This is a genomic window from Methylobacterium indicum (assembly GCF_001043895.1).
Classification (GTDB): domain Bacteria; phylum Pseudomonadota; class Alphaproteobacteria; order Rhizobiales; family Beijerinckiaceae; genus Methylobacterium; species Methylobacterium indicum.
Map to the genome: position 1 here is coordinate 47,661 of NZ_JTHF01000111.1, position 22,447 is coordinate 70,107.

Here is a 22,447-nt window from a genome sequence, read left to right on the forward strand (position 1 = left end):
AACAATGCCGACCGTCGCAATCGTCGGGGCCGGGCTGATCGGCCGGTCCTGGGCCGTGGTCTTCGCCCGGTCCGGCTTCACCGTCCGCCTGACCGACATTCACCACGCGGCGCTCGACGCCGCGCCGGGGCATATCGCGGAGGCCCTGCGCCAGCTCGAGATCCACGGCCTCGTGGCGGACATCCCGGCGATCCTCGCCCGGATCCGGACCTGCCCGACCCTCGCCGAGGCGGTGGAAGGGGTCGACCTCGTGCAGGAGAACGGCCCCGAGACGGTGGAGGCCAAGCGCGCGCTCTTTGCCGAGCTCGACGCGCTGTGCGGGCCCGACACGATCCTCGCCTCGTCGACCTCGGCCATCGTCGCCTCGCTGTTCACCGAGGGGCTGGCGGGGCGGGCCCGCTGCCTCGTCGGCCACCCGGTCAACCCGCCCCATCTCGTGCCGGTGGTGGAACTCTGCGGCGCGCCCTGGACCGATCCGGCCGTGATCGAGCGCGCCCGCGCCCTCTACGAGGCCGCCGGCCAGGCGCCGGTGACGGTGAACCGGGAGGTCGAGGGCTTCGTGCTCAACCGCCTCCAGGGCGCCCTGCTCTCGGAGGCCTTCCGCCTCGTCGCCGAGGGCGTGGTGAGCCCCGCCGACCTCGACCGGACGGTGGCCGAGGGGTTGGGCCTGCGCTGGTCCTTCCTCGGCCCCTTCGCCACCATCGATCTCAACGCGCCGGGCGGCGTCGCCGATTACGCCGCGCGCTATGGCGGCTTCTACGGCCGGCTCGCCGCCGATCCGGCCCCCGCCTCGGTGTGGTCGCCCGAGAGCGCCGCCCGCATCAATGCCGCCTGGGGCGGCGGCCCCGATCCCGCTTCACCGGCGGAGCGCAGCCGCCGCCGCGACGCGCGCCTCGCGGCGCTCATGGCGCACAAGCGCGCCCAATCCTAGGAGGAATTCCCATGGCCAAACGGAAAGTCGTCATCACCTGCGCCGTCACCGGCGCGATCCACACCCCCTCGATGTCGCCGCACCTGCCGGTGACTCCCGACGAGATCGCCGAGGCCGCGATCGGCGCGGCGGAAGCCGGCGCGGCGATCGTCCACCTGCACGCCCGCGATCCGAAGACCGGCAAGCCCGACCAGTCGCCGGAGGCCTTCGAGCCGTTCCTGAAGGTCATCAAGCAGCGCTCGAACTGCGTGGTGAATCTCACCACCGGCGGCGCGCCGACGATGGGCATCGACGAGCGCCTCGGGCCCGCAGCCCATTTCAAGCCGGAGGTCGCCTCGCTCAACATGGGGTCGATGAATTTCGGCCTCTACCCGATGCTGGAGCGTTTCAAGACCTTCCAGCACGACTGGGAGCAGCCCTACCTGGAGGGCTCGCGCGACCGGATCTTCAAGAACACCTTCGCCGACATCGAGCACATCCTGACCACCTGCGCCGAGAACGGCACCCGGTTCGAGGTCGAGTGCTACGATATCGGCCATCTCTACACGCTGTCCCACTTCGCCGATCGCGGCGTGATCAAGCCGCCCTTCTTCGTCCAGAGCGTGTTCGGCATCCTCGGCGGCATCGGCCAGCACCCGGAGGACGTCCAGCACATGAAGCGCACCGCCGACCGGCTGTTCGGCGCCGATTACCGCTGGTCGGTGCTGGGGGCGGGCCGCAACCAGATGACCATCGCCGCCCAGGCGATCGCGCTCGGCGGCAACGTCCGGGTGGGGCTGGAGGATTCGCTGTGGATCGGGCCGGGTCGGATGGCCGAGTCGAACGCCCAGCAGGTCTTGAAGGCGCGCCAGATCATCGAGGGCCTGGGGCTCGACGTCGCGACGCCGGACGATGCGCGGGAGATTCTTGGATTGAAGGGCGGGGATCGGGTGAATTTCTAGCCACCGCTCCCGCATTTTGATTCTCACCTCCGGCTACTGGAGCACCGCACCGATAGCCGGAGTGGTGCGACCTGCGTGATGGCGCGGAGGATTCGTCGACCGGGCGTTCCCCTGCCCGGCCGCCGACCGGGCGGTGGTGGCCGAAGCCCAACGCCATGACTACCGTTTTCGATCGCCCCGAGAGAGCGGCGCGGTCACCCTGGTCCGAGATCGCAAGGGCTTTGGACGGTGCCCGGACGATCGTCTTGCTCCGACATGCGAGCGGTCATCAGATCATCGGCTTGCCGCCGGTCACCGCCACCGTGGCACCCGAGACGTAGCTCGCCTCCTCGCTCGCCAGCATCACGTAGACGGGCGCGAGCTCGACCGGCTGGCCGGGGCGCTTCATCGGCACCTGGGAGCCGAACTGGCGCACCTTCTCCTCGGGCATGGTCGAGGGGATCAGCGGCGTCCAGACCGGGCCGGGGGCGACGCAGTTCACCCGGATCTCCTTCTCGGCGAGCAACTGGGCCAGCCCGCCGGTGAAGTTCTGGATCGCCCCCTTGGTGGTGGCGTAGGCGAGCAATTGCGGGCTCGGCGCGTCGGCGTTGATCGACGTCGTGTTGATGATCGCCGCGCCCGGCCGCATGTGCGGCACCGCCGCCTTGGTCAGGTAGAACATCGCGTGGATGTTGGTGCGGAAGGTAACGTCCCACTCCTCGTCGCTCAGCTCCTCGATCGACGACACGCTGGCCTGATGGGCGGCGTTGTTGACCAGCACGTCGACCCGCCCGAACGCCGCCACCGCCTTCTCGACGATGGCGCGGCAATGGGCCGGGTCCTTGATGTCGCCCGGAACCAGTACCGCTCGGCGGCCGGCGGATTCGACGAGCTTGGCGGTCTCGCGGGCATCCTCGTGCTCGTCGTAATAGGCGATCAGCACGTCGGCCCCCTCGCGGGCGAAGGCCAGCGCCACCGCCTTGCCGATGCCGCTGTCGCCACCGGTGATGATCGCCTTGCGGTCGGCAAGCCGCCCCGAGCCTCGGTAGCGGGTCTCGCCGTAATCCGGCCTTGGGTCCATGTCGGCATCGCGGCCCGGCATCGGGATCGGCTTCTGGCGCCCGAACGGGGGCTTCGGGAAATCGGTCATCGTCGGGCTCCGTCAGGTCCGGGAACGTCCAGCCAACTGGTGGGGAGTATCAGTGTTCCGGTCCCGCGCCTGCCTCGTGCACGAGCATCTTGCCCAATGGGCAACCAAGTCGGGGGAGCGGCGTTTCCGGTGTCCCTGATGGATGGCCTCACACGCCCCCGGAGACCACGATGCTGACCCGTTTCCTCGCCACCGCCGGCGCCCTCGCCCTCACCACTGGCCTTGCCCTGGCCCAGACCACGGCCCCGACCGCCCCGACCGCCCCGACGGCGCCGGGCACCGCCCCGATGGCCACGACCGCCGCGCCGGATGCGACGAAGGACATGAAGGAGTGGCAGGCCGTCAAGCTCGCCAAGATCAGCCTGGCCGACGCCATCGCTACCGCCGAGAAGAAGGACGGCAACGGCCGCGCCATCGACGCCGACTTCGAGAAGGCCGACAGCAAGAACCCGATGCACTGGTCGATCAAGGTCGTCTATCCCGACGGCAAGCTGGTCGAGCACGGCATCAACGCCGAGACCGGCGCGCTCTACAAGAGCGAGAACCAGCCGATCGAGCGCTACTTCACCCGCCTGAAGGTCGCCGACTTCAACAACGCCAAGGTCTCGCTGAAGGACGCCCTGGCGATCGCCGAGAAGCAGGCCGGCGGCGGCAAGGCCTACGAGGCCGAGGTCGAGCGCGAAGGCTCGGCCGTCGCCTACGAGATCAAGGTGGCGCTGGCCGACAAGGAGCAGGAAGTGAAGGTCGGGCCGGACGGTCAGATCATGAAGGACTAAACGGATCGGTCTCGGCGCCCCGTCCCCGTGACGGGGCGCCGGCCTCTCCCGAGGCCGTCGCGCCGCAGCCGTCAAGGTGGGTGCGACGGCCCCCCGGCCCCCATGCTAGGAAGCCGCAACGGCCCTGAAGGGCCGAAGGGCCAAGGGGGAAATCATGAGCGTCTTCTTCGGCGAAAGCCATCGGCGCCTTCAGGACGAGCACGGCACGCGCCGTCTCGCCGACCGGCTGGAAGCGCACGCGCACGACGCGTTCGAGGCACCCGAGCGCGACTTCATCGCCGGCGCCACGATGGTCTTCCTCAGCACCGTCGACGGCAACGGCCAGCCCACCGTGTCCTACAAGGGCGGCCCCCCGGGCTTCGTGCGCATCACCGGCCCGAGCGAACTGGTCCTTCCGAGCTACGACGGGAACGGCATGTTCCTGACCCTCGGCAATCTCGGGCAGAATCCCCGCATCGGCCTGCTCTTCATCGATTTCGAGAACCCGCACCGCCTGCGGCTGCACGGTACCGCGGCGCTCGCGGACGATCCCGACCTGCTCGCGCTCTATCCCGGCGCCGACCACGTCGTGCGGGTCTCGGTCGAAAGAATCTTCGTCAATTGCGGCCGCTACATCCACCGGAGCCGGGCCACCGAGCTGTCGCCCCACCTGCCCGACGCGGACGGGCGCCAGCCCTTCCCGGCCTGGAAGCGGATCGACCTCTTCGAGGGGGCCCTGCCGGCGGGCGACGAGCAAAAGGTCGCCCGCACGGGCGGGACGATCCCGCTCGAGGCCTATCGCGGCGAGGCCGATCCGGGCTGAGGCGTCAGGCTCCGCCGACGACGCTGCCGCCGGCCTCGGCAAGCGCCCCCTCGCGCAGCTCGAGACCCAGGAACCGACCCGGATCGACCGGGCCCGGCAGGATGAGCTTGCGCGGCGGCAGCACCCGGAAGCCGAAGCGGGCGTAGTAGGGCGCGTCGCCGACCAGGATGACGAGGCCGTGCCCGCCCTCGCGCGCCGCATCGAGGGAGGCGCGCATCAGGGCGCCGCCGATGCCGCGGCTGCCGAAGGCCGGATCGACGGTGAGCGGCCCGAGCACCAGGAGCGGGCTCGATCCCGCCCGGGCCGGCGAGACCCGGACCGAGCCGACGAGCAGCGTGCCGACGAGGGCGGTGAACGAGAGGTCGGCGAGATGGGACACGCCCTCGCGCAGCCGGAAGGCGGTGCGGGCGTAGCGGCCGGGGCCGAAGGCGCGTTCGTGCAGGCGCTCGATGGCGTCGTTGTCGCGCGGGGATTCGGGCCGGATGACGAGGGGAAGCGTGGTCACGGGCACACTCTGGGCGGGGCGTCGATGAGGAAGGGCGGATCGGTCAGCCGATCCGTCGTCGCGCCTCTGCCCTCGGGGCCATCGTTCTCACTCCTGGCGAGCGGCGCGCCCGCGGCGGGCGCATCGCCCGCGGGGGCGCCATAGCAGCGCTTTCCTGTGAGTGCAAACCGCCGGTGGCATGCCGCTCGCATGCCGCAAGCCTGCAAGCGCTTGCCTTGAGGGTCGCCTTGCGGGTTAGCTGCGCGTGGGAACGCCTCAACGGTCCGGGAACGACGCCACAATGACAATCAGGTCTGCTCTCGCCCTCGTCCTCTCGCTCGCCATCGGCACCGCCGGGGCGGCCAGGGCCGACGACACGGTGCCGGAGACGGTGCGGATCGCCACCGAGGGCGCCTATGCGCCCTACAACTTCACCAAGCCCGACGGCACCCTCGACGGCTACGAGATCGAGCTCGGCCGCGAGATCTGCGCCCGCGCCAAGCTGAAATGCGAGTTCGTGGCCCAGGACTGGGACGGCGTGGTACCGGGTCTCAACGCCAAGAAGTTCGACGCCATCATGTCGGGCATGACGATCACGGATGCGCGCCTGAAGGTGGTGGATTTCACCAAGCCCTATAGCGGCGATTCCTCGGGCTTCGCCGTCGACCGCAACGGGCCGCTCGCCAAGCTTCCCCTGGGCGGCCAGAAGTTCAGCCTGATGGACGAGGCCGAGGCGGCGAAGGCCCTCGACGCGATCAAGCCGCTCCTCAAGGGCAAGACCGTCGGCGTCCAGGTCTCGACCATCCACGCGGCCTTCATGGACAAGTACCTCAAGGGCACCGTCGAGGTGCGCGAGTACAAGACCACCGAGCAGCACGACCTCGATCTCGCCGCCGGCCGCATCGACGCGATCTTCGCCAACGACGCGCCGCTCCGGGCCACCGCCGAGAAGCCGGAATTCGCCGACACGGTGATGCTGGCGGGCCCGCGCTTCCGCGGCGGCATCCTCGGCCGCGGCGTGGCGATGGGCCTGCGCAAGGGCGAGGCGAAGCTGAAGGCCAAGCTCGACGAGGGCATCGACGCGGTGATCGCCGACGGCACCCTGAAGAAGCTCTCGCTCAAGTGGTTCAAGGCCGACATGACCCCGCAGGGCTGAGGGTGCGTCGTCGGACGGGGGCCCCATCCGCGTGAGCGCCTTCACCCTTCTCGGCTTCGGCCCCGGCGGCTGGGGCGGCGCGCTGCTCGTCGCCGCCGGCACCACCCTGGGCCTCGCCCTGTGCGGCTTCCTGCTCGGGGCCGTGCTCGGCGGCCTCGCCGCGAGCGCCAAACTCTCCGGCCTCCTGCCCCTGCGGGCGCTCGCCGAGGGCTACACCACGCTCCTGCGCGGCGTGCCGGACCTGCTCGTCATCTACCTGATGTATTTCGGCGGCAGCGCGGCCCTCGGCGTGGTCGGGGGCTGGTTCGGCGCCGAGGGCTTCATCGGCGTGCCGGCCTTCGGGGTCGGCGTGGTGGCGCTCGGGGTGATCTCCGGCGCCTACCAGGCGGAGGTCTTCCGCGGCGCCTACCTCGCCCTCGATCGCGGGCAGATCGAGGCGGCCCGCGCCGTCGGCATGCATCGCGGGCTGATCCTGCGCCGGGTCGTGGCGCCGCTCGTCGCCCGCGACGCCCTGCCGGGCCTCGGCAACGTCTGGCAGATCCTGCTCAAGGATTCGGCGCTGGTCTCAGTGACGGGCCTCGTCGAGCTGCTGCGCCAGGCCCAGGTCGGCGCCGGCTCGACCCGCCAGCCCTTCACCTTCTACCTCGCGGCCGGCGCCCTCTACCTCGCCATCACCTCGCTCTCGACCTGGGGTTTTTCCCGGGCCGAAGCCCATGCGAGACGGGGGATCCGATGATCGACGTCGCGTTCCTCGATGCCACCGTCCGGACGCTGCTCGGCGGCGTGCCTCTTACCTTAAGCCTCACCGCCGGCTCGGTGGCGCTCGGCGGCGTTCTGGCAGCCCTCGCCGCCTGGGGCCGGCTCTCGGGCATCGTCCCGCTCGACTGGATCGCCCGGCTCTACATCTTCGTGTTCCGCGGCACGCCGCTGCTCGTGCAGATCTTCCTGATCTATTACGGGCTCGGCCAGTTCCGGCCGGTGCTCCAGGCCTGGGGCCTGTGGACCTTCTTCCGCGAGCCGTACTGGTGCGCGCTCCTGGCGCTCGCCCTCAACACCGGGGCCTACACGGCGGAGATCTTTCGCGGCGCGGTCCTCTCGGTCCCGTACGGGGCATTGGTGGCGGGGCGGGCCTGCGGCATGCCGCGGCTCCTGCTGTTTCGCCGGATCACCCTCCCGCTCGCCACCCGCCAGGCCCTGCCGGCCTACGGCAACGAGGTGATCTCGGTAGTCAAGGCGACCTCGCTCGCCTCCACCATCACGCTGATGGAGATCACCGGCCTCGCCCAGAAGCTCATCGCCCAGAGCTTCCGGGCGCTGGAGGTCTTCGTCTGCGCCGGCGCCTTCTACCTCGCCCTCACCTTCGTGATCATCGGGCTCCTGCGGCTCGCCGAGGCCTGGCTCTCCCCGGACCTGCGCCCGCGACCGGCAGCCCGCCCCGCCTGACCCCGGACCCGACCATGCTCGCCCCCTCGCCCATCCGTCCCGAGGCCGTCGCGGTCCGCGACCTGCACAAGCATTTCGGCCATCTCGAAGTCCTGCGCGGCGTCTCGCTCTCGGCCCGGGAGGGCGAGGTGGTGGCGATCCTCGGCTCGTCCGGCTCCGGCAAGTCGACGTTGCTCCGCTGCATCAACCTGCTGGAGGTGCCGGAGGCCGGCGAGGTCGTGGTCGGCGACGAGGCGGTGGCCTGGCGCGCCCGCCGCGGCGGCCGGGTGCCGGCGGATACCCGACAGGTCGATCGCATCCGCGCCCGGGTCGGCATGGTCTTCCAGAGCTTCAACCTCTGGTCCCACCGCACGGTGCTGGAGAACGTGATCGAGGCGCCGGTCCACGTGCTCGGCCGCAAGAGAGCCGAGTGCGTCGCCGAGGCCGAGGCGCTCCTCGCCAAGGTCGGCATCGCCGACAAGCGCGACCACTACCCGGCGCATCTCTCCGGCGGCCAGCAGCAGCGCGCCGCCATCGCCCGGGCGCTGGCCATGCACCCGCGCGTCCTGCTCTTCGACGAGCCGACCTCCGCCCTCGATCCCGAGCGCGTCGCGGAGGTGCTGCGGGTGATGCGGGCGCTCGCCGAGGAGGGCCGCACCATGCTGGTCGTCACCCACGAGATGGCCTTCGCCCGCGACGTCGCCCATCGGGTCGTCTTCCTGCACGAGGGAAGGATCCTGGAGGACGGCCCCTCCGAGCAGGTCTTCTCCGCGCCGACGTCGGACAGGTTCCGGCAGTTCCTGGCCCGGGGGGAGTGACCCGGCGCCGGATGCGCCGTCAGCGCGCCGCGAGGTCCCGGCGCAGGGTCGGCAGGCCGATGCCGGCGGCGTCGAAGCCGCCATCCACCGCCAGGGTCTGGCCGGTGACGTAGCTCGCGCGCTCGCCGCACAGGTACACGATGGCGTCGGCGATCTCGCGCTCCAACCCGTAGCGGTTGAGCGGTACCGCGTCGTGGTAGTCGGCCCGGATCGCCGCGCTGTGGACCTTCTTGGCCATCGCGGTATCGACGGGGCCCGGCGCCACGGCGTTCACCCGGATGCCGAGATGCGCGAGTTCGACCGCCTGCTGCTTCGTGAGGTGCTTGAGCGCCGCCTTGCTGGTGCCGTAGGCGACCCGCAGTGTCGAGGCGCGCTGGCCCGAGATCGACGTGATGTTGACGACGGCCCCGCCGCCGCCCCGCGCCATCACGGGGGCGGCCGCCTGCACGCACAGGAACGGGCCGGTCAGGTTGACGGCGAGCACCCGGGCCCACTCGGCCGGGGTGGTGTCGAGGAGCGGCTTGAACACCGCGGTGCCGGCATTGTTGACCAGCGCGTCGAGGCGGCCGAACCGGGCCTCGACGGCCGCCACCGCCGCCGCGACGGCCTCCGGATCGGCGACGTCGCCGGTGAGGGCCAGGGTGTCGTCCGGCCGGGCGATCTCGGCGACGGCCGCCTCCTGGGCCGGGCCGTCGATGTCGAGCAGCGCGACGCGCCAGCCCTCCTCCAGGAAGAGCCGCGCCGCCGAAAGCCCGATGCCCCGCGCCGCTCCGGTGACCAGGGCCACCCGGCCCGCGCCCGTCCCGCTCACGCCCGTCATGCCGCGTCCTCCCGCGTTTTTGTGCTCCGTGCATCGCGGCAGGAGCCCGGGAGGTCAAGCCGGATCGGGGTTGGCCGCGTTGCGCGCCATGAAGGTCTGCGCCGAGCCAGCCGCGGCATCGACGAAGATCACGTCGGTCGGCGCACGGCGCGGCGTATCGACGGACAGGAAGACCACCGGCTCCTCGATCAGCCGCGGCAGGGCGTGGATGACGCCGCGCTCGAAGAACAGGAGCTGGCCCGGCCCGAACTCGGCCTCGTCCGAGGCGTCTCCGATCCAGAACGTGCCGCGGCCCGAGAGCACGTAGAGGTACTCGTCGCACCCCTCGTGGTAATGCGCCGGCGTCGGCCGGTAGACGCGAAACACCCGGGCGCTCGCCGCCGGCCGGTCGGTCAGGTAGGTGTCGACCAGCATCGTGGCGGCGCTCGCCGGCAGGGCGTCGGCGATCGCCTGGACGTCGAAGCGGCCCCGGGTCGGCAGTACGGTCGGATCGGGCTCGGCCATCGCGGAACTCCCTTCGTCGATCGGGACGTGCCTTGCGGGGCGCCGCGCTCCCGGCACCCTGGGCATCGTTCGACAGCTAGGGCGGTGCGGCTGCTCCCGCGAGAGGGCGCCCACCCGGCCGATCCGTCGCGGGCAATTTTTATGCGAGCCTTATAATAAGACCTTGACGACGCGACCCCGACGGCTACCCTCACCGACAATTCGCCGCCAAAAGGCGAAGCTGACACGAGAGGGAGGATAATGGATGTCGCCATCCATGTCGCGCCTTGACGCCGGGACGGCTACGCCATGCCGTCGATGAAATCGTCTCTCGATTGCCGGACGCCTGCGCTCAGCGTGACCTTTGCTGTGTTGCTGGGCTGTGTCCCCGCCCTGGCCGGCGAGATCGACGTGCTGCACGCCTCCGTCGCCCCCACCGAGAAGGTCGGGTCCGACGTCCCCCTGCACATGACGGTGATGAACCGCGCCGCCGAGGCCGATTCGCTGCTGCGCTTCCGCTGCCCGTTCGCGAATTTCAGCGAGCGCGTGACCGTCGACAAGGGCGGCGAGGGTCCGCCCTCCAAGCGACCGATCCAGGCCATCGCCCTCAAGGCCTCCGGCGAGACCGCGCTGACGCCCGAGGGCATGCACGTGATGCTGCTCCAGACCCGGCAGCCGCTGGTCGCCGGCGAACGCTTCACCTGCTCGGCGAGCTTCCGCAAGGCCGGCTCGGTCGAGGTGCCGGTCGAGGTCCGCGCCGTGAAATAGGATTCTTTTCTTAAACGAATACGCCGGTCGCGAGGCTGCCCGCGCCGCGGCGACACATTCCAAAAGACGGCGGCCCGGAGGAGACCCCCATGACGACGTCCCGGACGGTGCGGCGCATCCTTGCCGCGACCTCTCTCGCCGCCCTGACGGCCGGCGCCGCACCCCTCGCCCCGGCGCTCGCCGCCGATGGCGGCGTCACGCAGGAGCGCCTGCTCAATGCCGACAAGGAAGAGGGCAACTGGATCCAGCACCACAAGAACTTCGCCGGCCACCGCTACTCGACGCTGACCCAGATCAACAAGGACAACGTCAAGAACCTCAAGGTCGCCTGGACGATGGCGCTCGGCGGCATCGAGTCCGGCGGCATCTGGAGCCACGGCGGGCTCGAAGGCACGCCGATCGTCGAGAACGGCATGATGTACGTCACCGACGGGTGGGGCTCGGTCTACAAGATCGACACCCGCGGCGGCGAGGGCAAGCTCCTCTGGAAGATGGACCCGAAGACCGACCGCGAATGGGCCGGCGCGGTCGCCTGCTGCGGCGTCAACAACCGCGGCGTCGCGCTCTGGGGCGACCTCGTGGTCAGCCACACCCTCGACGGGCGCCTGATCGCCACCAACAAGGAAACCGGCCAGGTCGCCTGGCAGCGCCAGGTCGCCGATCCGGACAAGGGCGAGACCATCACCGGCGCGCCGCTGATCGTGAAGGGCCTGGCGATCTCCGGCGTCGGCGGCGCCGAATACGGCATCCGCGGCTGGATCGCCGCCACCGACCTGAAGACCGAGAAGGAGGTCTGGCGCACCCACACCATCCCGGGCAAGGGCGAGCCCGGCTCCGAAACCTGGAAGGGCGACAACAACGCGGCGGTCAGCGGCGGCGGCTCGACCTGGGTGACCGGCACCTACGATCCCGAGACCGACACGATCGTCTGGGGCGTCGGCAATCCGGGCCCGGACTGGGACAACGCCTACCGGCCGGGCGACAACCTCTACACCGACTCGACGCTCGGCCTCGACGCCACGACCGGCAAGATCAAGTGGCACTTCCAGCACACGCCGAACGACCCCTACGACTATGACAGCGTGTCGGAAAACCTCCTGGTCGAGGCGAACGGCCGCAAGCTCGCCATCGAGGCCGACCGCAACGGCCACGCCTACGCGGTCGACCGCACCAACGGCCAGTTCGTCTGGGCAACGCCCTTCGTCAAGAAGGTGACCTGGACCAAGGGCATCAACCCCGATACCGGCAAGCCGTTCGAGTACGACCCGACCAAGGACGTGCAGCGCTACAACCCGGCGGCGACTCCGAGCGCCGAGAACAAGAACGCCGATTTCTGCCCGGGCAACATGGGCGGCAAGAACTGGCCGCCGACCGCCTACAACCCGAACCTGCAATACTGGTACATCCCGGTCATCGAGAGCTGCAACCGCGTCACCCACGAGGCGATGACGCAGGCCAACCTGAAACCCCGGGAGTTCTTCACCGGCGGCGGGCCGAGCCAGCCGTTCCGGATCACCGGCAGCGTGACGGCGATCGACGTGAAGACCGGCAAGGTCGCCGGCAAGCACGAGACCCAGTTCCCGCTGTTGGGCGGCATGCTGGCCACGCCCGACCTCGTCTTCACCGGCGAGCCGGGCGGCGGGGTGATGGCGCTCGACGCCAAGAGCCTCGACAAGCTGTGGGAGTTCCGCACCGGCAGCGGCGTCAACGCGCCCCCGATGACCTTCACGGTCGACGGCAAGCAATATGTCGCGATCCTGGTCGGTCTCGGCGGCGCCTGGGACAAGTGGTTCATCGACTCGACCCCGGAGCTGAAGAACATCCAGACCGGCTCGATGCTCTACGTCTTCGCGCTCTGAAGCGGGATCCTTCCAGGCGGGGCGCGGTGAGCGCCCCGCCGCGCACGAGGTTTTGACGGATGCGGAAAACGATGCTGCCGGTGGTGCTCGCCGGCCTCGCGCTCGCTTCTCCGGCCTGGGCGCAGGGCGCCCGGACCGCCGCGGGCGAGGGCGATCTCGCGGTGTTCAAGAAGGCCTGCTCGGGTTGCCACAAGTGGCATGGCGGCGGCGGCGGTGGATATGGCGGCGACGCCCTGTCGCTGCGCAAGACCCAGCTCGACAAGGAGCAGATCGCCGAGGTGGTGCGCTGCGGCCGGCCCGGGACCGGCATGCCCTACCACCTGCGCGGCGCCTACGATTCGGTGAAGTGCTACGACTCGCTCAAGGCCGACATGGCCGGCAACATGCCGCCGGAGACCGCGGTGTTCCTGCGCCCGGCGGAGATCGACGCGGTGGCGACCTACGTCGCGACCCAGCTCAAGGGCAAGGGCGATCCGACCTTCGAGGAATGCACCGCCTTCTTCGGCACCACCTCCCGGGCCTGCGACGTCTACCGCAAGAAGGAGGGCTCCGATGCGCCGACCGTCTCGCACTGACCTGGCAATCCTCGCCGCCCTCCTCTGCGCCGGCCCGGCCCTGGCCGCCGGCCCGGAGGCGGCGGACCTGCGCGACATCAGGGTCGGGATGCCGGTCTCGGAGATCGCACCCGGGAGCTACGGCGACCTCGCCTGCCGCGAGGGTCCGGCCAGGAGCCTTAATGGCTGGACCGACTGGCGGGCCTGCCCGGCCGACGCGAAGGGGCTGCACGCCATCGGCTTCGCGTATGCCGACGGCACCACGCGCAACGGCACCCGCGTCGCCGGCCATCCGGCCCGCCTCACGCTCCTCGTCGGGGACGACGCCCGGGTGGACGGTCTGGTGATCGAGACCGACGACGCGGTGCCGCTCTACCTGCGCAAGAAGGGCCACCTCCTCGGTCTCCAGGCCCGCAGCCACTGGGGCGACGAGGGCTGGACCTGCGCCGAGGGCAAGCCCACCGGCGACGAGACGCCGCTCGGCGAGACCTTCGTCAAGGAGGAGTGCCGCAAGGCGCTCGGACCCAAGAGCGTGACGGTCACCCGCGACCTCTACGGCCACCAGGGCGCCGACCCGCGCGCCTTCATCAGCCGCACCCGGATCGTGGTGGCGGCGACGAAGTAGAGCGGGCGGGAGCCGGTCCTCCCGCCCCGAAACCTGACGGTTCGACAACACCCGCTTCAGCCCTGGTTCAACGCCACGGCGCGACAGTGGCGACATGCCGGCGGTGACCACCGCCCGAGCGTTGCCCCGCTGAAGAGTCGCCCGCCATGTCCGCGCGCTCCCTGATTCTCGCTACCCTGGCGCTCCTCGCCCTCGCGGGCCCGGTCGCCGCGGCCGATCTCGACGACGATCCGCCGCCGCGTTTCGAAGGCCGGGGCGAGTGGCGCCCGACCCCGCCGCCGCCTCCCGAGCCGCCCCGCTTCGAGAGCCGAGGCGAGTGGCGCCCGGCTCCCCCTCCTCCGCCGCGCTTCGCGCAGGGGCCGGGACCGTGCCGGGTCTTCGTCAAGCGCCGCATCGATCCGGATGGCGAGGAGGTCGTGCGCCGGGTCCGGGTCTGCGACGAAGGCCCCGGATACCGGGAGGGCGGCTATCGCGATGGCCCGCGCTGGGGCGGCCCGCCGCCCTGGCACCGCCACCGGCACTGGGACGACGAGCCCGGACCCGGACGCTGGTAGACCGTTCACCCGACGATCGGGATCTCGTTCCCGATCGTCACCTCGCTGCGATCGATCCGGCACGTGAAGGCGTGCGCGCCCACCCCGACGTCCCGGGCGCGCCGGAACGCGGCGGCGAAGCCGGGATCGAGGTCGCCGGCCACCGCGAAGCGCTCGGCCCGCATCTGCACCACCCAGATCACCAGGGCGCGCCCGCCGAGCCGCACCACCTCGGCGAGCTCGTCCATGTGGCGGGCGCTGCGGGCGGCGACGCAGTCCGGGAACTCGGCGAGGCCGGGCTCCCGCATCAGGTGGCAGTTCTTGACCTCGACGTGGATCGGGCCGTCCGCGTCGCCGGCGAGGAAGTCGACCCGGCTCGCCTTGCCGTAGGGCACCTCCGCCCGCCAGGAGGTCGCGCCGGCGAGCGGCGGGAGGCGCCCCTCGTGAAAGGCCTCCGCCACCAGGGCATTCGGGCGGGCGGTGTTGATGCCGATCCATTGCGGTCCGCCCGGCAGGTCCGCCTCGACCAGCTCCCACGACCAGGCGAGCTTGCGGGCCGGGTTGGTCGAGGCCGAGAGCAGCACCGGCCGGCCGGGCGCGACGAGCCCGAGCATCGCACCCGGATTGGCGCAATGCGCGGTCACGAGGCGGCCGTCGGACAGTTCGACGTCGGCGAGGAAGCGCTTGTAGCGGCGCACCAGCCGCCCCTCGGTCAGCGGGCCGGGGAAACGCATCGGATCGCGTGCATGGGCGAGGACATTCCGGTGGACATACCCGGCGCTTAACCCGGTGGGCGCCGGGGTGTCACGCTTGAGCCCCGCGAGGCGCCGAGATAAGGCGGGCGTAACCCTGTGGCCGCCGCCGGGCGGCGGGCCGTCGAGAGAGCCTCCGAGATGTCTGACGCCAGCCCCGCCCCGGTCACCGCCGCCATCCTGGTGATCGGCGACGAGATCCTGTCCGGACGCACCAAGGACAAGAATATCGGCTACATCGCCGAGTACCTGACCAATTCCGGCATCGACCTGCGCGAGGTGCGGGTGGTGCCCGACGTTGCCGAGGAGATCGTGGCGGCGGTGAACGCGCTTCGCGGCCGCTACACCTACCTGTTCACGACCGGTGGGATCGGCCCGACCCACGACGACATCACGGCCGATTGCGTCGCGCAGGCCGTCGGCGTCGGGATCGACGTCGATCCGCGGGCGAAGGCGATGCTGCTCGAGCGGATCAAGCCCGAGGACCTGAACGAGGCCCGCCTGCGCATGGCCCGGATCCCGTTCGGGGCCGAGCTGATCGAGAACCCGATCTCGAAGGCGCCGGGCTTCATGATCGAGAACGTGATCGTGATGGCGGGCGTGCCCTCGATCATGCAGGCGATGATGGATTCGGTCGCCCCGCGGCTGAAGACCGGCGCGCGGGTGACCGCCGAGACGATCGAGGCCGGCAACCTGCCGGAGGGCGGCTACGCCGAGGGGCTCGCCGTCATCGCCAAGGCGCATCCGGGCGTCTCGATCGGCTCCTACCCGTCGATGACGCCTGCGGGCTTTCGCAACCAGATCGTGGTGCGCGGCCGCGAGCCCGAGGCGCTGGCCGCCGCGCGCACCGAGATCGAGGCGCTGCTGGCGCGCCTCCAAGCAGAGCGGACCTGAGAGACACAATGGCTGCCCCGAGCGACAAGGCGTTTCCCGTTTCCTGGGACCAGTTCCACCGCGATGCCCGGGCCCTGGCCTGGCGGCTTGCCGGCGCCGGCCCGTTCGAGGCCATCGTGTGCATCACCCGCGGCGGGCTGGTGCCGGCCGCGATCGTGGCGCGCGAGCTCGGCATCCGGCTCATCGAGACCGTGTGCGTGGCGAGCTACCACGACTACCAGGAGCAGGGATCGCTCCAGGTGCTCAAGGACGTGGCGCCGAGCATCCGCGCCATCGGCGACGGCTCGGGCCGCGGCGTGCTCGTCCTCGACGACCTGACCGACACCGGCAAGACTGCCCAGGTGGTCCGCGCCATGCTGCCGGACGCGCACTTCGCCACGGTCTACGCCAAGCCCGCCGGCCGGCCCCTGATCGACACCTTCGTGACGGAGGTGAGCCAGGACACCTGGATCTACTTCCCGTGGGACATGGGCCTGTCCTACCAGGCGCCGATCCAGCCGGGAACCTCCGGTTAAGCTCACCGACCGGTGAACGCGAATGTTCGCTTTCACCGGATCAGTTGAGCGGGGTCTTGGTCCTGTCGCCGCGCCGGTCTTTCCGGCGGCCGATTCGATAAAATTGCGCGGATCGATTTCAGCGCGGGCCAGCAGGTCGGGCGGCACTCTCCTTCCTAACGAAGGGGATGGCTCAGATGACCACGGGTTTCGGGCGCAACGTGAAGCGGGTTCTGGTCGGCGCGGCCCTCGTCGCGGCGGCCTCGTGCGGGGCCGCCTCGGCCCAGACCCTGGCCGCCCTGCCGGTGCCGAGCGTCGGCGCCCCCGAACTCGGCCATGCCCGGCCGATCGTCGGCTGGATCGAGTTCTGCGCCCGCTACGCCTCGGAATGCGCCGTGGATGCGAGCGAGCCGGCGCAGGTCACCCTGACCCCGCGGCTGTGGCAGACGGTCACGACCGTCAACCGCCAGGTCAACACCTCGCTCCGCGCCGTCACCGACCAGGAGCACTGGGGCGTGCCCGACCGCTGGGACCTCGCCGAGGATGGCTCGGGCGATTGCGAGGACTTCCAGCTCCTCAAGCGCAAGCTCCTGGCCCAGGCCGGCCTGCCCCGCCGCGCCATGCGCATGACCGTCGTCATCGACGAGAAGGGCGAGGGCCACGCCGTCCTGATGCTGCGCACCGACCGCGGCGACTTCGTTCTCGACAACAAGACCAGCGCCGTGCTCCCCTGGCACAAGACCGGCTACACCTACATCAAGCGCGAATCTCAGGACGCCACCGCCTGGGTGTCCCTCGGCGGCGCCACCGCCCCGACCGTCACCGCCAATCGCTGAGCCGGCGAATCACCGAAAAAATTCTGCGTTCCGAATTGGAACCAAAGTGCGGCAGGACCGTTTACCAGGGTTTAAATTTTTCGGTTGAGCCCCGCCCGGCCCCGTGGCAGCTTGGATGCAAGAACCAAGCTCAACGAAGCGATGGGGCAATGCGGGCAGTGTTGGACGGCCTGGGCCGGGCGAGCCATGTCGATTTCCGGATCGACCGCCAGGGCCTCCTGATGCGCGGCGCCCGTGCGGCGCAGCTCGGACTTCTCGGTGCCCTGCTGCTCGTCGGCGGTGCCACCACCCAGGGTCAGACCCAGACCCTCGCGGCCCTGCCCGATGCCAGCGCGGCGATCGAGCGCGGCGGTTCCGCCAAGCCGGTCAGCGCCTGGAACGACTTCTGCAACCGCTATCCGGCGGAATGCGCCGTCGATCTCAAGGAGCCGACGACGCTGGCGATGACGCCGGCCCTGTGGCGTACGCTCACCGCCGTGAACCGTCGGGTCAACGGCCGCATCCGCCCGATGATCGACCAGGACCATTGGGGCGTGGTCGACCGCTGGGATTTCCCCGACGACGGCATGGGCGATTGCGAGGATTACCAGCTGCTCAAGCGCCGCATGCTGGTCGAGCGCGGCATCGCCCGCCGGGCCCTGCGCATGACCGTCGTCATCGACGAGATCGGCGAAGGCCACGCCGTTCTGATGGTCCGCACCGATCGGGGCGACTACATCCTCGACAACAAGACCAACGCGATCCTGCCCTGGCAGCGCACCGGCTACACCTACGTGAAGCGCGAGGGCCAGGACGGCCTCGCCTGGGTGGCACTGAACGGCGTCGCCTCGCCGGTCACCACCGCGAATCGCTGACGGCCGGCTTCGACCACCCGGTCAGGCCCGGCGCAGAACCTCCTCGGCGAGGTGGCCCCACTCCGCCTGCAGCTTGCGGACGTGGGCCGGCGCCCGGCGCAGCCGCTCCCGAATCTCCCCGGCGATCCGGCGTGCCTCGTCGGGCCGGTCCGCGGCGGCGAGGACGGCCGCGAGCCGGGCCCGCGCCTCGTAGCTGTCGTGGTGCCGCGAGATCGTCTCGAAGGCGTCGCACGCCTCGGCGGTGCGGCCGACGCCCGCGAGCGCCCGGGCCCGGAGCAGCTCCGCGCGGGCGCTGCCGTAATCGGGTTCCCGTTGCTGGAGCGCTTCGAGAACCGCCAGCGCCTCGGTGGGCCGGCCCAGTTCGAGATCGGCTTCGGCCCGTCCGAGATGGAAGAGCGGCTCGTCGCCGTTCGGCCGGCGCAGGATCTCGTCGTACTGCTCCCTCGCCTCCTGCCACCGGCCGAGCACCGCGCATTCCTCGGCGAGGGCGGCCCGATTGGCGACCGTATCGACGTCGAGGAGCTGTTGGCGCAGGGCCCGGTAGGTCTTCTCGGGGTTCACCTGCCGGGCGATCCTGCGCCCCGCGACGCGGGCGCGTGGCGAGCCGAGCAGCTCCGGCAGGACCTCGATCAGCAGGTAGGCGATGCCGCCCAGCGGCGGCAGGAAGATCACGATCCAGCCCCAGGGAGAAAAGCGCCCGGTCCTGGCGGCATGGACCGCGAGACCGACGGTGAAGCACAGGGTGAGAAAGGCGATCGGCATCGTGCGCGTCCCGGAACCGCGAGATCACGAACGAAGTGGGACCTTACTTCCCTTGGGTCAAGAATGGGACGTCGGCACACCGATGGGTCGGGCCCGGCGTCAGGCACCCGATACGAGATGCGCGAGGTCGAGCACGACCCGGCCGGAGACCAGGCTCCAGCCGCAGGCGAGCATCGTCGCCAGCATCACGAACGGGATCGGGCGCCCTTCCACCCGCCGGCCCCGCACGGTGTTGCGCAGGATGATGAACGGGGCCCCGAAGGCCAGGAGCGGCAGGGAGGCTACCGCCACGAGGCCGCCCTTCGCCAGGAGCCCGAAGCTCGCCCGCCGCGCCGTCGCCCACTCGAAGGCGCTCGCCAGCAGGCCCGCGAAGGCAAGGCCGAGCACCAGCGTCTGGATGTTCTCGAGGGCAGAGGGCGAGAGGTTCATGGATCGTTAAATCCCCGGTGGCGTGGTTGTCCCACCCTGCGCCAGTCGCGATTGTCGGTTATGGTTAATATTGAGTTATCCACAGATCTCTCTGCGGCGTCCTGATGTGGGACTTGCGCTGGCATCGCGATCGTGGGGCGCCGAAATCGGGTGAGGCCCGATGCGGCGGTAAGCTGCGGTTAAGGACAGTGGCCGAACGTTCGCGAGTGCCCCGTCCGGGGGCATCGTTCGAACGAATCGGAGGCGGGCGCCATGGGGCCTGCACTGAGCGCCGCGACGGCGGGTCTGGATCGCGACGGCGCGCGGCCGGGCCGGGCGTTTCCGGAACGGCACGGCGCGCGTCGCGCCGCTCCCCTCGCCCTCGTCCATCTCGACCGCCCCTTGATGCTCGGGGCCGTCCTCGGCCTGGCCGGCGCGCTCGCGCTCACCGGGCTCGCGGCGGCTTGGCTCGCGCGTCCGTCCAAGCCGGCCGGCCCGGTGGTCGTGGGCATGCTGGCGCCCCGGCCGGTGGTGCTGCCGGCGGCGTGGTTCGTGCGGCCGGGCGCCGGCGCCGAGACCGGGGGCGACCGCATCGACCTCGCCATTCCATGGAGCGATTTGACCGGCGGCGCCCTGCCCGGCCTGATGCGGGTGACCGCGACCCGCGCGCCGGAGACCGAGGCGCCGCTGAGCCCGGCCCGGCGCTACGCCCGCTTCCTCACCGCGGAAGCGCAGCCGCTGCCCGAGGGGCTGATGCGCCGGCGCTTCCGCGCCGGGACGCCGTTCGAGGGCGAGGATCTCTACCTCGCCGAGGGCGAGGGCGGCCGGTTCGCGGCGCGTTGCGCCACCGGCCCCAGCCCGGAGCCGGAGGCCGCCTGCCTCAGCGAGGTGCGGATCGGCGCGCTGAGCCTGCGCCTGCGCTTCGCGGCCGAGCGGCTCCCGTCCTGGAGCGCCGGCCTCGCCGGGCTGGAGCGGCTGTTCGGCTCCGAGCCCTGACGGGCCCTGGACGGGGCCCGTGCGTCCAAGGACTACTCGTCCGAAAACTACTCGTCCAGGTCGGTGTCGAGGATCGCCATCGAGAAGTTGAACGAGCGGTCGCCGTCCTCGTCGTCGACCGACAGGACCCCGACGAACTCCTCGCCGATATAGACCTCGGCCGAGTCCGTCTTCTTGGGACGGGCGACCAGACGGATGTTGTGGTTCGCGAAGGTCCGGCGAAGGTAGCCTTCGACCTTCGTCATCTCGGTCTTGTTCACGCTGGCCTCTTCAGGTGCTTGCAGTCGGCGTCCGCGCCCGGAGCGATCCGGCGCGGCTGCGTTCCGCCTTGATCGAGGATCCCGAAGCCGCGGGCCGGGCTCGGGACACGACAACGCCCCCTCCCCGCCGGGCGTGCCGCGGGGGCGGTGCAGGGGCGGTAGGCCTCCGCCTTGCCACGGCGGGACCGGGCGGGCAAGGCGGCGCGGCGATGCCCCGGTCAGATCCCGTCCATCAGGTGGATGAACTGGTCCATCGCGCGGGCCGGATCCGAGCAGCCGGCCGAGCCGACGACGCGGGCGGGCACCCCCACCACGGTGGTGCAGGGCGGTACCGCCTGGAGCACGACCGAGCCCGCGGCGACCCGCGCGCAGGCGCCGACCTCGATATTGCCGAGGATCTTGGCACCGGCGCCGATCATCACGCCGTGGCGGATCTTCGGGTGCCGGTCGCCCCCCTGCTTGCCGGTGCCGCCGAGCGTCACGTCGTGCAGCATCGAGACCTCGTCCTCGATCACCGCGGTCGAGCCGACGACGAGGCCGGTGGCGTGGTCGAGGAAGATGCCGCGGCCGATCCGGGCTGCCGGGTGGATGTCGGTCTGGAAGACCTCGGAGGAGCGGCTCTGGAGGTAGAGCGCGAGGTCGCGCCGGCCGCGGGTCCAGAGCCAATGGCTCAGGCGGTGGGCCTGGATGGCGTGGAAACCCTTGAAGTACAGGACCGGCTCGATCGCCCGGCCGGCGGCCGGGTCGCGGTCGATCACCGCGCCGATATCGGCCCGGAAGGCCTGGCCGATGCCGGGATCGTCCGCCACCGCCTCGCCGAAGCTCTGGGCGATCAGGTCGGCGGTGAGCGCCGGGTGGCCGAGCCGCGAGGCGACCCGGTGCGCCACCGCCGATTCGAGGGTGGCGTGGTTCAGCACGCTGGCGAATAGGAACGAGGCGAGGCGCGGTTCGTCGCGCATCACCGTCTCGGCCTCCTGGCGCAACCGCCACCAGACCGGGTCGACGGTGCCGGCGACCGGATCGGCGGCGGTGATGGCGGGACTGGACGACAAGGGCCTTCTCCGAAGCTGCGGGGGCAGGGCGAACGAGTCTCGCGCCCGCCGCTCCGATGCGCGACGATCTTCTCTCCGATAGCCTGGAGAGGCCGGCCCGGTTCATCAAGCCCCTGCGACGCAGGCCCGCCCCTCAATCGCCGTCGGGACGGAAGACGTAGCCGAGGCCGCGCACGGTCCGGATGAAGCGCGGATGAGCCGGATCGGGCTCGACCTTCTTGCGGATCCGGTTGATCCGCACGTCGATCGCCCGGTCGAAGGCCTCCGGGTCGCGGGCATCCGCGAGGTCGAGCAGCCGCTCGCGCGTCAGCACCCGCCGGGGATTGTCGAGGAACGCCTTGAGCAGGGCGCATTCCGAGCGGGTCAGGATCTGCTCGGATCCGGTCTCGTCGCGCAGCCGCAGGGTCTCGGTGTCGACCGTCACCCGGCCGAAGCGCAGGCCGCTGGCGGGCCGGGGCGGCTCGGGAGGGGCCGTGCGCGCCTGCGCTGCCCGGCGCAGCACCGAGCGGATGCGGGCCACCAGCTCGCGCAATTCGCAGGGCTTGGGGAGGTAATCGTCGGCGCCGAGCTCGAGGCCGACCACCCGGTCGATCGGGCTCGCGGTCGCGGTGAGCATGATGATGGGCACGCTCGACCGGCCCTTGAGGTCGCGCACGATCGAGAGACCGTCCTCCTCCGGCATGTTGAGGTCGAGGACGATCAGGTCCGGCGTCACCTCGTCGAGGCGCCGCCGCAACGCGCGGCCGCCGTCGCACAGGCTGACCTCGAATCCGTGCATCCGCAGGTAGTCGCCCACCATCGCCCGGGCATCGGCCTCGTCGTCCACCACCACGACGTGGGAAACGGGGCCCGTCACGGCGCCACCCATCGACGGCGGGCCACCCCCTTCGCGCCGCGCCACTCCCTCATCCCGCGCCCCCGTGCCGGAGCGGCGCCGACAGGCGGGCGCCGCCCGCCGACAATGCCGTGCCGGGCGCCGTCCGTCCACGGACTGTGCGGCAACAGTCCGGAGGGTCAGTGCAGGAGCATCAATCCAAG

The 22,447-nt window shown here is 71.0% G+C and carries 28 protein-coding genes; 18 read left to right on the forward strand and 10 right to left on the reverse strand.

Annotation, left to right across the window (positions count from 1 at the left end):
- The first annotated feature begins 4 nt into the window (after positions 1-4).
- Entirely contained in the window at positions 5-931 is a 927-nt protein-coding gene (locus tag QR78_RS13585) for a 3-hydroxyacyl-CoA dehydrogenase (protein WP_048428056.1), read from the forward strand.
- 11 nt (positions 932-942) lie between these two features.
- The gene (gene kce, locus QR78_RS13590) at positions 943-1,872 is read left to right on the forward strand and encodes a 3,5-dioxohexanoate:acetyl-CoA acetone transferase (RefSeq protein ID WP_048428057.1); all 930 of its coding nucleotides are present in this window, start codon (positions 943-945) and stop codon (positions 1,870-1,872) included.
- Positions 1,873-2,140: 268 nt separating this feature from the next.
- Here the strand turns inward: kce and QR78_RS13595 are convergent, their stop codons facing one another.
- Positions 2,141-3,001: an SDR family oxidoreductase gene (locus tag QR78_RS13595; protein ID WP_048428058.1), complete on the reverse strand. Its 861-nt coding sequence runs from the start codon at positions 2,999-3,001 to the stop codon at positions 2,141-2,143.
- 170 nt (positions 3,002-3,171) lie between these two features.
- On the opposite strand from QR78_RS13595, the gene QR78_RS13600 reads away from it, so the two are divergent.
- Positions 3,172-3,777 carry a PepSY domain-containing protein gene (locus QR78_RS13600; RefSeq protein ID WP_048428059.1) on the forward strand — a complete coding sequence of 202 codons (606 nt, stop codon included), beginning with the start codon at positions 3,172-3,174 and terminating at the stop codon, positions 3,775-3,777.
- Between the two features lie 154 nt (positions 3,778-3,931).
- Positions 3,932-4,579, forward strand: a complete 648-nt coding sequence (locus QR78_RS13605) for a pyridoxamine 5'-phosphate oxidase family protein (RefSeq protein WP_048428060.1) — start codon at positions 3,932-3,934, stop codon at positions 4,577-4,579.
- Positions 4,580-4,583: 4 nt separating this feature from the next.
- Here the strand turns inward: QR78_RS13605 and QR78_RS13610 are convergent, their stop codons facing one another.
- Positions 4,584-5,084: a GNAT family N-acetyltransferase gene (locus QR78_RS13610; protein ID WP_048428104.1), complete on the reverse strand. Its 501-nt coding sequence runs from the start codon at positions 5,082-5,084 to the stop codon at positions 4,584-4,586.
- Between the two features lie 280 nt (positions 5,085-5,364).
- Between QR78_RS13610 and QR78_RS13615 the strand changes: the two genes are divergently transcribed.
- Genes QR78_RS13615 through QR78_RS13630 form a run of 4 tightly spaced genes read left to right on the forward strand, consistent with a single transcriptional unit; the run spans position 5,365 to position 8,459 of the window.
- Positions 5,365-6,219 carry a transporter substrate-binding domain-containing protein gene (locus tag QR78_RS13615; RefSeq protein WP_048428061.1) on the forward strand — a complete coding sequence of 285 codons (855 nt, stop codon included), beginning with the start codon at positions 5,365-5,367 and terminating at the stop codon, positions 6,217-6,219.
- A 31-nt stretch (positions 6,220-6,250) separates the two neighbouring features.
- Complete coding sequence (locus tag QR78_RS13620) at positions 6,251-6,955, forward strand: ABC transporter permease (RefSeq protein WP_048428062.1); 705 nt, start codon at positions 6,251-6,253, stop codon at positions 6,953-6,955.
- Positions 6,952-7,662, forward strand: coding sequence for an ABC transporter permease (locus QR78_RS13625; RefSeq protein ID WP_048428063.1), 711 nt, complete (start codon positions 6,952-6,954; stop codon positions 7,660-7,662). Before QR78_RS13620 ends, QR78_RS13625 begins: the two co-directional genes overlap by 4 nt.
- Positions 7,663-7,676: 14 nt before the next feature.
- Entirely contained in the window at positions 7,677-8,459 is a 783-nt protein-coding gene (locus QR78_RS13630; RefSeq protein ID WP_048428064.1) for an ABC transporter ATP-binding protein, read from the forward strand.
- A 19-nt stretch (positions 8,460-8,478) separates the two neighbouring features.
- Here the strand turns inward: QR78_RS13630 and QR78_RS13635 are convergent, their stop codons facing one another.
- Positions 8,479-9,279: an SDR family NAD(P)-dependent oxidoreductase gene (locus tag QR78_RS13635; protein WP_048428065.1), complete on the reverse strand. Its 801-nt coding sequence runs from the start codon at positions 9,277-9,279 to the stop codon at positions 8,479-8,481.
- Positions 9,280-9,333: 54 nt separating this feature from the next.
- Positions 9,334-9,783 carry a cupin domain-containing protein gene (locus QR78_RS13640; protein WP_048428066.1) on the reverse strand — a complete coding sequence of 150 codons (450 nt, stop codon included), beginning with the start codon at positions 9,781-9,783 and terminating at the stop codon, positions 9,334-9,336.
- A gap of 336 nt (positions 9,784-10,119) precedes the next feature.
- On the opposite strand from QR78_RS13640, the gene QR78_RS13645 reads away from it, so the two are divergent.
- The 5 genes from QR78_RS13645 to QR78_RS13665 all read left to right on the forward strand — a co-directional run bounded on the left by QR78_RS13645 (position 10,120) and on the right by QR78_RS13665 (position 14,122).
- Positions 10,120-10,530 carry a copper chaperone PCu(A)C gene (locus QR78_RS13645; protein ID WP_048428105.1) on the forward strand — a complete coding sequence of 137 codons (411 nt, stop codon included), beginning with the start codon at positions 10,120-10,122 and terminating at the stop codon, positions 10,528-10,530.
- Positions 10,531-10,619: 89 nt separating this feature from the next.
- The gene (locus tag QR78_RS13650; RefSeq protein ID WP_048428067.1) at positions 10,620-12,389 is read left to right on the forward strand and encodes a PQQ-dependent dehydrogenase, methanol/ethanol family; all 1,770 of its coding nucleotides are present in this window, start codon (positions 10,620-10,622) and stop codon (positions 12,387-12,389) included.
- Positions 12,390-12,448: 59 nt separating this feature from the next.
- Positions 12,449-12,964, forward strand: coding sequence for a c-type cytochrome (locus QR78_RS13655; protein WP_244276362.1), 516 nt, complete (start codon positions 12,449-12,451; stop codon positions 12,962-12,964).
- A complete protein-coding gene (locus tag QR78_RS13660) occupies positions 12,942-13,568 on the forward strand; it encodes a hypothetical protein (RefSeq protein WP_048428068.1) in 627 nt (208 codons plus the stop codon). The genes QR78_RS13655 and QR78_RS13660 overlap by 23 nt, the downstream gene beginning before the upstream one ends.
- A 146-nt stretch (positions 13,569-13,714) precedes the next feature.
- Positions 13,715-14,122, forward strand: coding sequence for a hypothetical protein (locus tag QR78_RS13665; protein WP_048428069.1), 408 nt, complete (start codon positions 13,715-13,717; stop codon positions 14,120-14,122).
- Between the two features lie 5 nt (positions 14,123-14,127).
- Here the strand turns inward: QR78_RS13665 and sfsA are convergent, their stop codons facing one another.
- Positions 14,128-14,835 carry a DNA/RNA nuclease SfsA gene (sfsA, locus tag QR78_RS13670; RefSeq protein WP_048428070.1) on the reverse strand — a complete coding sequence of 236 codons (708 nt, stop codon included), beginning with the start codon at positions 14,833-14,835 and terminating at the stop codon, positions 14,128-14,130.
- A gap of 159 nt (positions 14,836-14,994) precedes the next feature.
- On the opposite strand from sfsA, the gene QR78_RS13675 reads away from it, so the two are divergent.
- The 4 genes from QR78_RS13675 to QR78_RS13690 all read left to right on the forward strand — a co-directional run bounded on the left by QR78_RS13675 (position 14,995) and on the right by QR78_RS13690 (position 17,931).
- Positions 14,995-15,747, forward strand: coding sequence for a competence/damage-inducible protein A (locus QR78_RS13675; RefSeq protein ID WP_048428107.1), 753 nt, complete (start codon positions 14,995-14,997; stop codon positions 15,745-15,747).
- Between the two features lie 8 nt (positions 15,748-15,755).
- Positions 15,756-16,262 (forward strand): xanthine phosphoribosyltransferase, encoded by a 507-nt coding sequence (gene gpt / locus QR78_RS13680; RefSeq protein ID WP_048428071.1) that lies wholly within the window; start codon positions 15,756-15,758, stop codon positions 16,260-16,262.
- A 176-nt stretch (positions 16,263-16,438) separates the two neighbouring features.
- Entirely contained in the window at positions 16,439-17,077 is a 639-nt protein-coding gene (locus QR78_RS13685; RefSeq protein ID WP_048428072.1) for a transglutaminase-like cysteine peptidase, read from the forward strand.
- Positions 17,078-17,226: 149 nt separating this feature from the next.
- Complete coding sequence (locus QR78_RS13690; RefSeq protein WP_048428073.1) at positions 17,227-17,931, forward strand: transglutaminase-like cysteine peptidase; 705 nt, start codon at positions 17,227-17,229, stop codon at positions 17,929-17,931.
- 21 nt (positions 17,932-17,952) lie between these two features.
- Here the strand turns inward: QR78_RS13690 and QR78_RS13695 are convergent, their stop codons facing one another.
- Positions 17,953-18,693 (reverse strand): tetratricopeptide repeat protein, encoded by a 741-nt coding sequence (locus QR78_RS13695; protein WP_048428074.1) that lies wholly within the window; start codon positions 18,691-18,693, stop codon positions 17,953-17,955.
- 99 nt (positions 18,694-18,792) lie between these two features.
- The gene (locus QR78_RS13700; protein ID WP_048428075.1) at positions 18,793-19,122 is read right to left on the reverse strand and encodes a DUF6949 family protein; all 330 of its coding nucleotides are present in this window, start codon (positions 19,120-19,122) and stop codon (positions 18,793-18,795) included.
- 252 nt (positions 19,123-19,374) lie between these two features.
- On the opposite strand from QR78_RS13700, the gene QR78_RS13705 reads away from it, so the two are divergent.
- Positions 19,375-20,097 (forward strand): hypothetical protein, encoded by a 723-nt coding sequence (locus QR78_RS13705; RefSeq protein ID WP_244276361.1) that lies wholly within the window; start codon positions 19,375-19,377, stop codon positions 20,095-20,097.
- Between the two features lie 47 nt (positions 20,098-20,144).
- Here QR78_RS13705 and QR78_RS13710 read toward each other — a convergent pair whose 3' ends face one another.
- The 3 genes from QR78_RS13710 to QR78_RS13720 form a co-directional block, all read right to left on the reverse strand.
- Positions 20,145-20,342 (reverse strand): DUF3126 family protein, encoded by a 198-nt coding sequence (locus QR78_RS13710; protein ID WP_210344710.1) that lies wholly within the window; start codon positions 20,340-20,342, stop codon positions 20,145-20,147.
- A 233-nt stretch (positions 20,343-20,575) separates the two neighbouring features.
- Positions 20,576-21,409, reverse strand: a complete 834-nt coding sequence (cysE, locus tag QR78_RS13715) for a serine O-acetyltransferase (protein ID WP_048428077.1) — start codon at positions 21,407-21,409, stop codon at positions 20,576-20,578.
- A gap of 133 nt (positions 21,410-21,542) precedes the next feature.
- A complete protein-coding gene (locus QR78_RS13720; protein ID WP_089504138.1) occupies positions 21,543-22,277 on the reverse strand; it encodes a response regulator in 735 nt (244 codons plus the stop codon).
- Positions 22,278-22,447 lie beyond the last annotated feature (170 nt).

Bases quoted from the DNA above. Each gene is read 5' to 3' on its own strand.
- QR78_RS13585 (WP_048428056.1), top strand. From the start codon at position 5: ATGCCGACCGTCGCAATCGTCGGGGCCGGGCTGATCGGCCGGTCCTGG.
- kce (WP_048428057.1), top strand. From the start codon at position 943: ATGGCCAAACGGAAAGTCGTCATCACCTGCGCCGTCACCGGCGCGATC.
- QR78_RS13595 (WP_048428058.1), bottom strand. From the start codon at position 3,001: ATGACCGATTTCCCGAAGCCCCCGTTCGGGCGCCAGAAGCCGATCCCG.
- QR78_RS13600 (WP_048428059.1), top strand. From the start codon at position 3,172: ATGCTGACCCGTTTCCTCGCCACCGCCGGCGCCCTCGCCCTCACCACT.
- QR78_RS13605 (WP_048428060.1), top strand. From the start codon at position 3,932: ATGAGCGTCTTCTTCGGCGAAAGCCATCGGCGCCTTCAGGACGAGCAC.
- QR78_RS13615 (WP_048428061.1), top strand. From the start codon at position 5,365: ATGACAATCAGGTCTGCTCTCGCCCTCGTCCTCTCGCTCGCCATCGGC.
- QR78_RS13625 (WP_048428063.1), top strand. From the start codon at position 6,952: ATGATCGACGTCGCGTTCCTCGATGCCACCGTCCGGACGCTGCTCGGC.
- QR78_RS13630 (WP_048428064.1), top strand. From the start codon at position 7,677: ATGCTCGCCCCCTCGCCCATCCGTCCCGAGGCCGTCGCGGTCCGCGAC.
- QR78_RS13635 (WP_048428065.1), bottom strand. From the start codon at position 9,279: ATGACGGGCGTGAGCGGGACGGGCGCGGGCCGGGTGGCCCTGGTCACC.
- QR78_RS13640 (WP_048428066.1), bottom strand. From the start codon at position 9,783: ATGGCCGAGCCCGATCCGACCGTACTGCCGACCCGGGGCCGCTTCGAC.
- QR78_RS13650 (WP_048428067.1), top strand. From the start codon at position 10,620: ATGACGACGTCCCGGACGGTGCGGCGCATCCTTGCCGCGACCTCTCTC.
- QR78_RS13655 (WP_244276362.1), top strand. From the start codon at position 12,449: ATGCGGAAAACGATGCTGCCGGTGGTGCTCGCCGGCCTCGCGCTCGCT.
- QR78_RS13660 (WP_048428068.1), top strand. From the start codon at position 12,942: ATGCGCCGACCGTCTCGCACTGACCTGGCAATCCTCGCCGCCCTCCTC.
- QR78_RS13665 (WP_048428069.1), top strand. From the start codon at position 13,715: ATGTCCGCGCGCTCCCTGATTCTCGCTACCCTGGCGCTCCTCGCCCTC.
- sfsA (WP_048428070.1), bottom strand. From the start codon at position 14,835: ATGCGTTTCCCCGGCCCGCTGACCGAGGGGCGGCTGGTGCGCCGCTAC.
- QR78_RS13675 (WP_048428107.1), top strand. From the start codon at position 14,995: ATGTCTGACGCCAGCCCCGCCCCGGTCACCGCCGCCATCCTGGTGATC.
- gpt (WP_048428071.1), top strand. From the start codon at position 15,756: ATGGCTGCCCCGAGCGACAAGGCGTTTCCCGTTTCCTGGGACCAGTTC.
- QR78_RS13685 (WP_048428072.1), top strand. From the start codon at position 16,439: ATGACCACGGGTTTCGGGCGCAACGTGAAGCGGGTTCTGGTCGGCGCG.
- QR78_RS13690 (WP_048428073.1), top strand. From the start codon at position 17,227: ATGCGGGCAGTGTTGGACGGCCTGGGCCGGGCGAGCCATGTCGATTTC.
- QR78_RS13695 (WP_048428074.1), bottom strand. From the start codon at position 18,693: ATGCCGATCGCCTTTCTCACCCTGTGCTTCACCGTCGGTCTCGCGGTC.
- QR78_RS13700 (WP_048428075.1), bottom strand. From the start codon at position 19,122: ATGAACCTCTCGCCCTCTGCCCTCGAGAACATCCAGACGCTGGTGCTC.
- QR78_RS13705 (WP_244276361.1), top strand. From the start codon at position 19,375: ATGGGGCCTGCACTGAGCGCCGCGACGGCGGGTCTGGATCGCGACGGC.
- QR78_RS13710 (WP_210344710.1), bottom strand. From the start codon at position 20,342: ATGACGAAGGTCGAAGGCTACCTTCGCCGGACCTTCGCGAACCACAAC.
- QR78_RS13720 (WP_089504138.1), bottom strand. From the start codon at position 22,277: ATGGGTGGCGCCGTGACGGGCCCCGTTTCCCACGTCGTGGTGGTGGAC.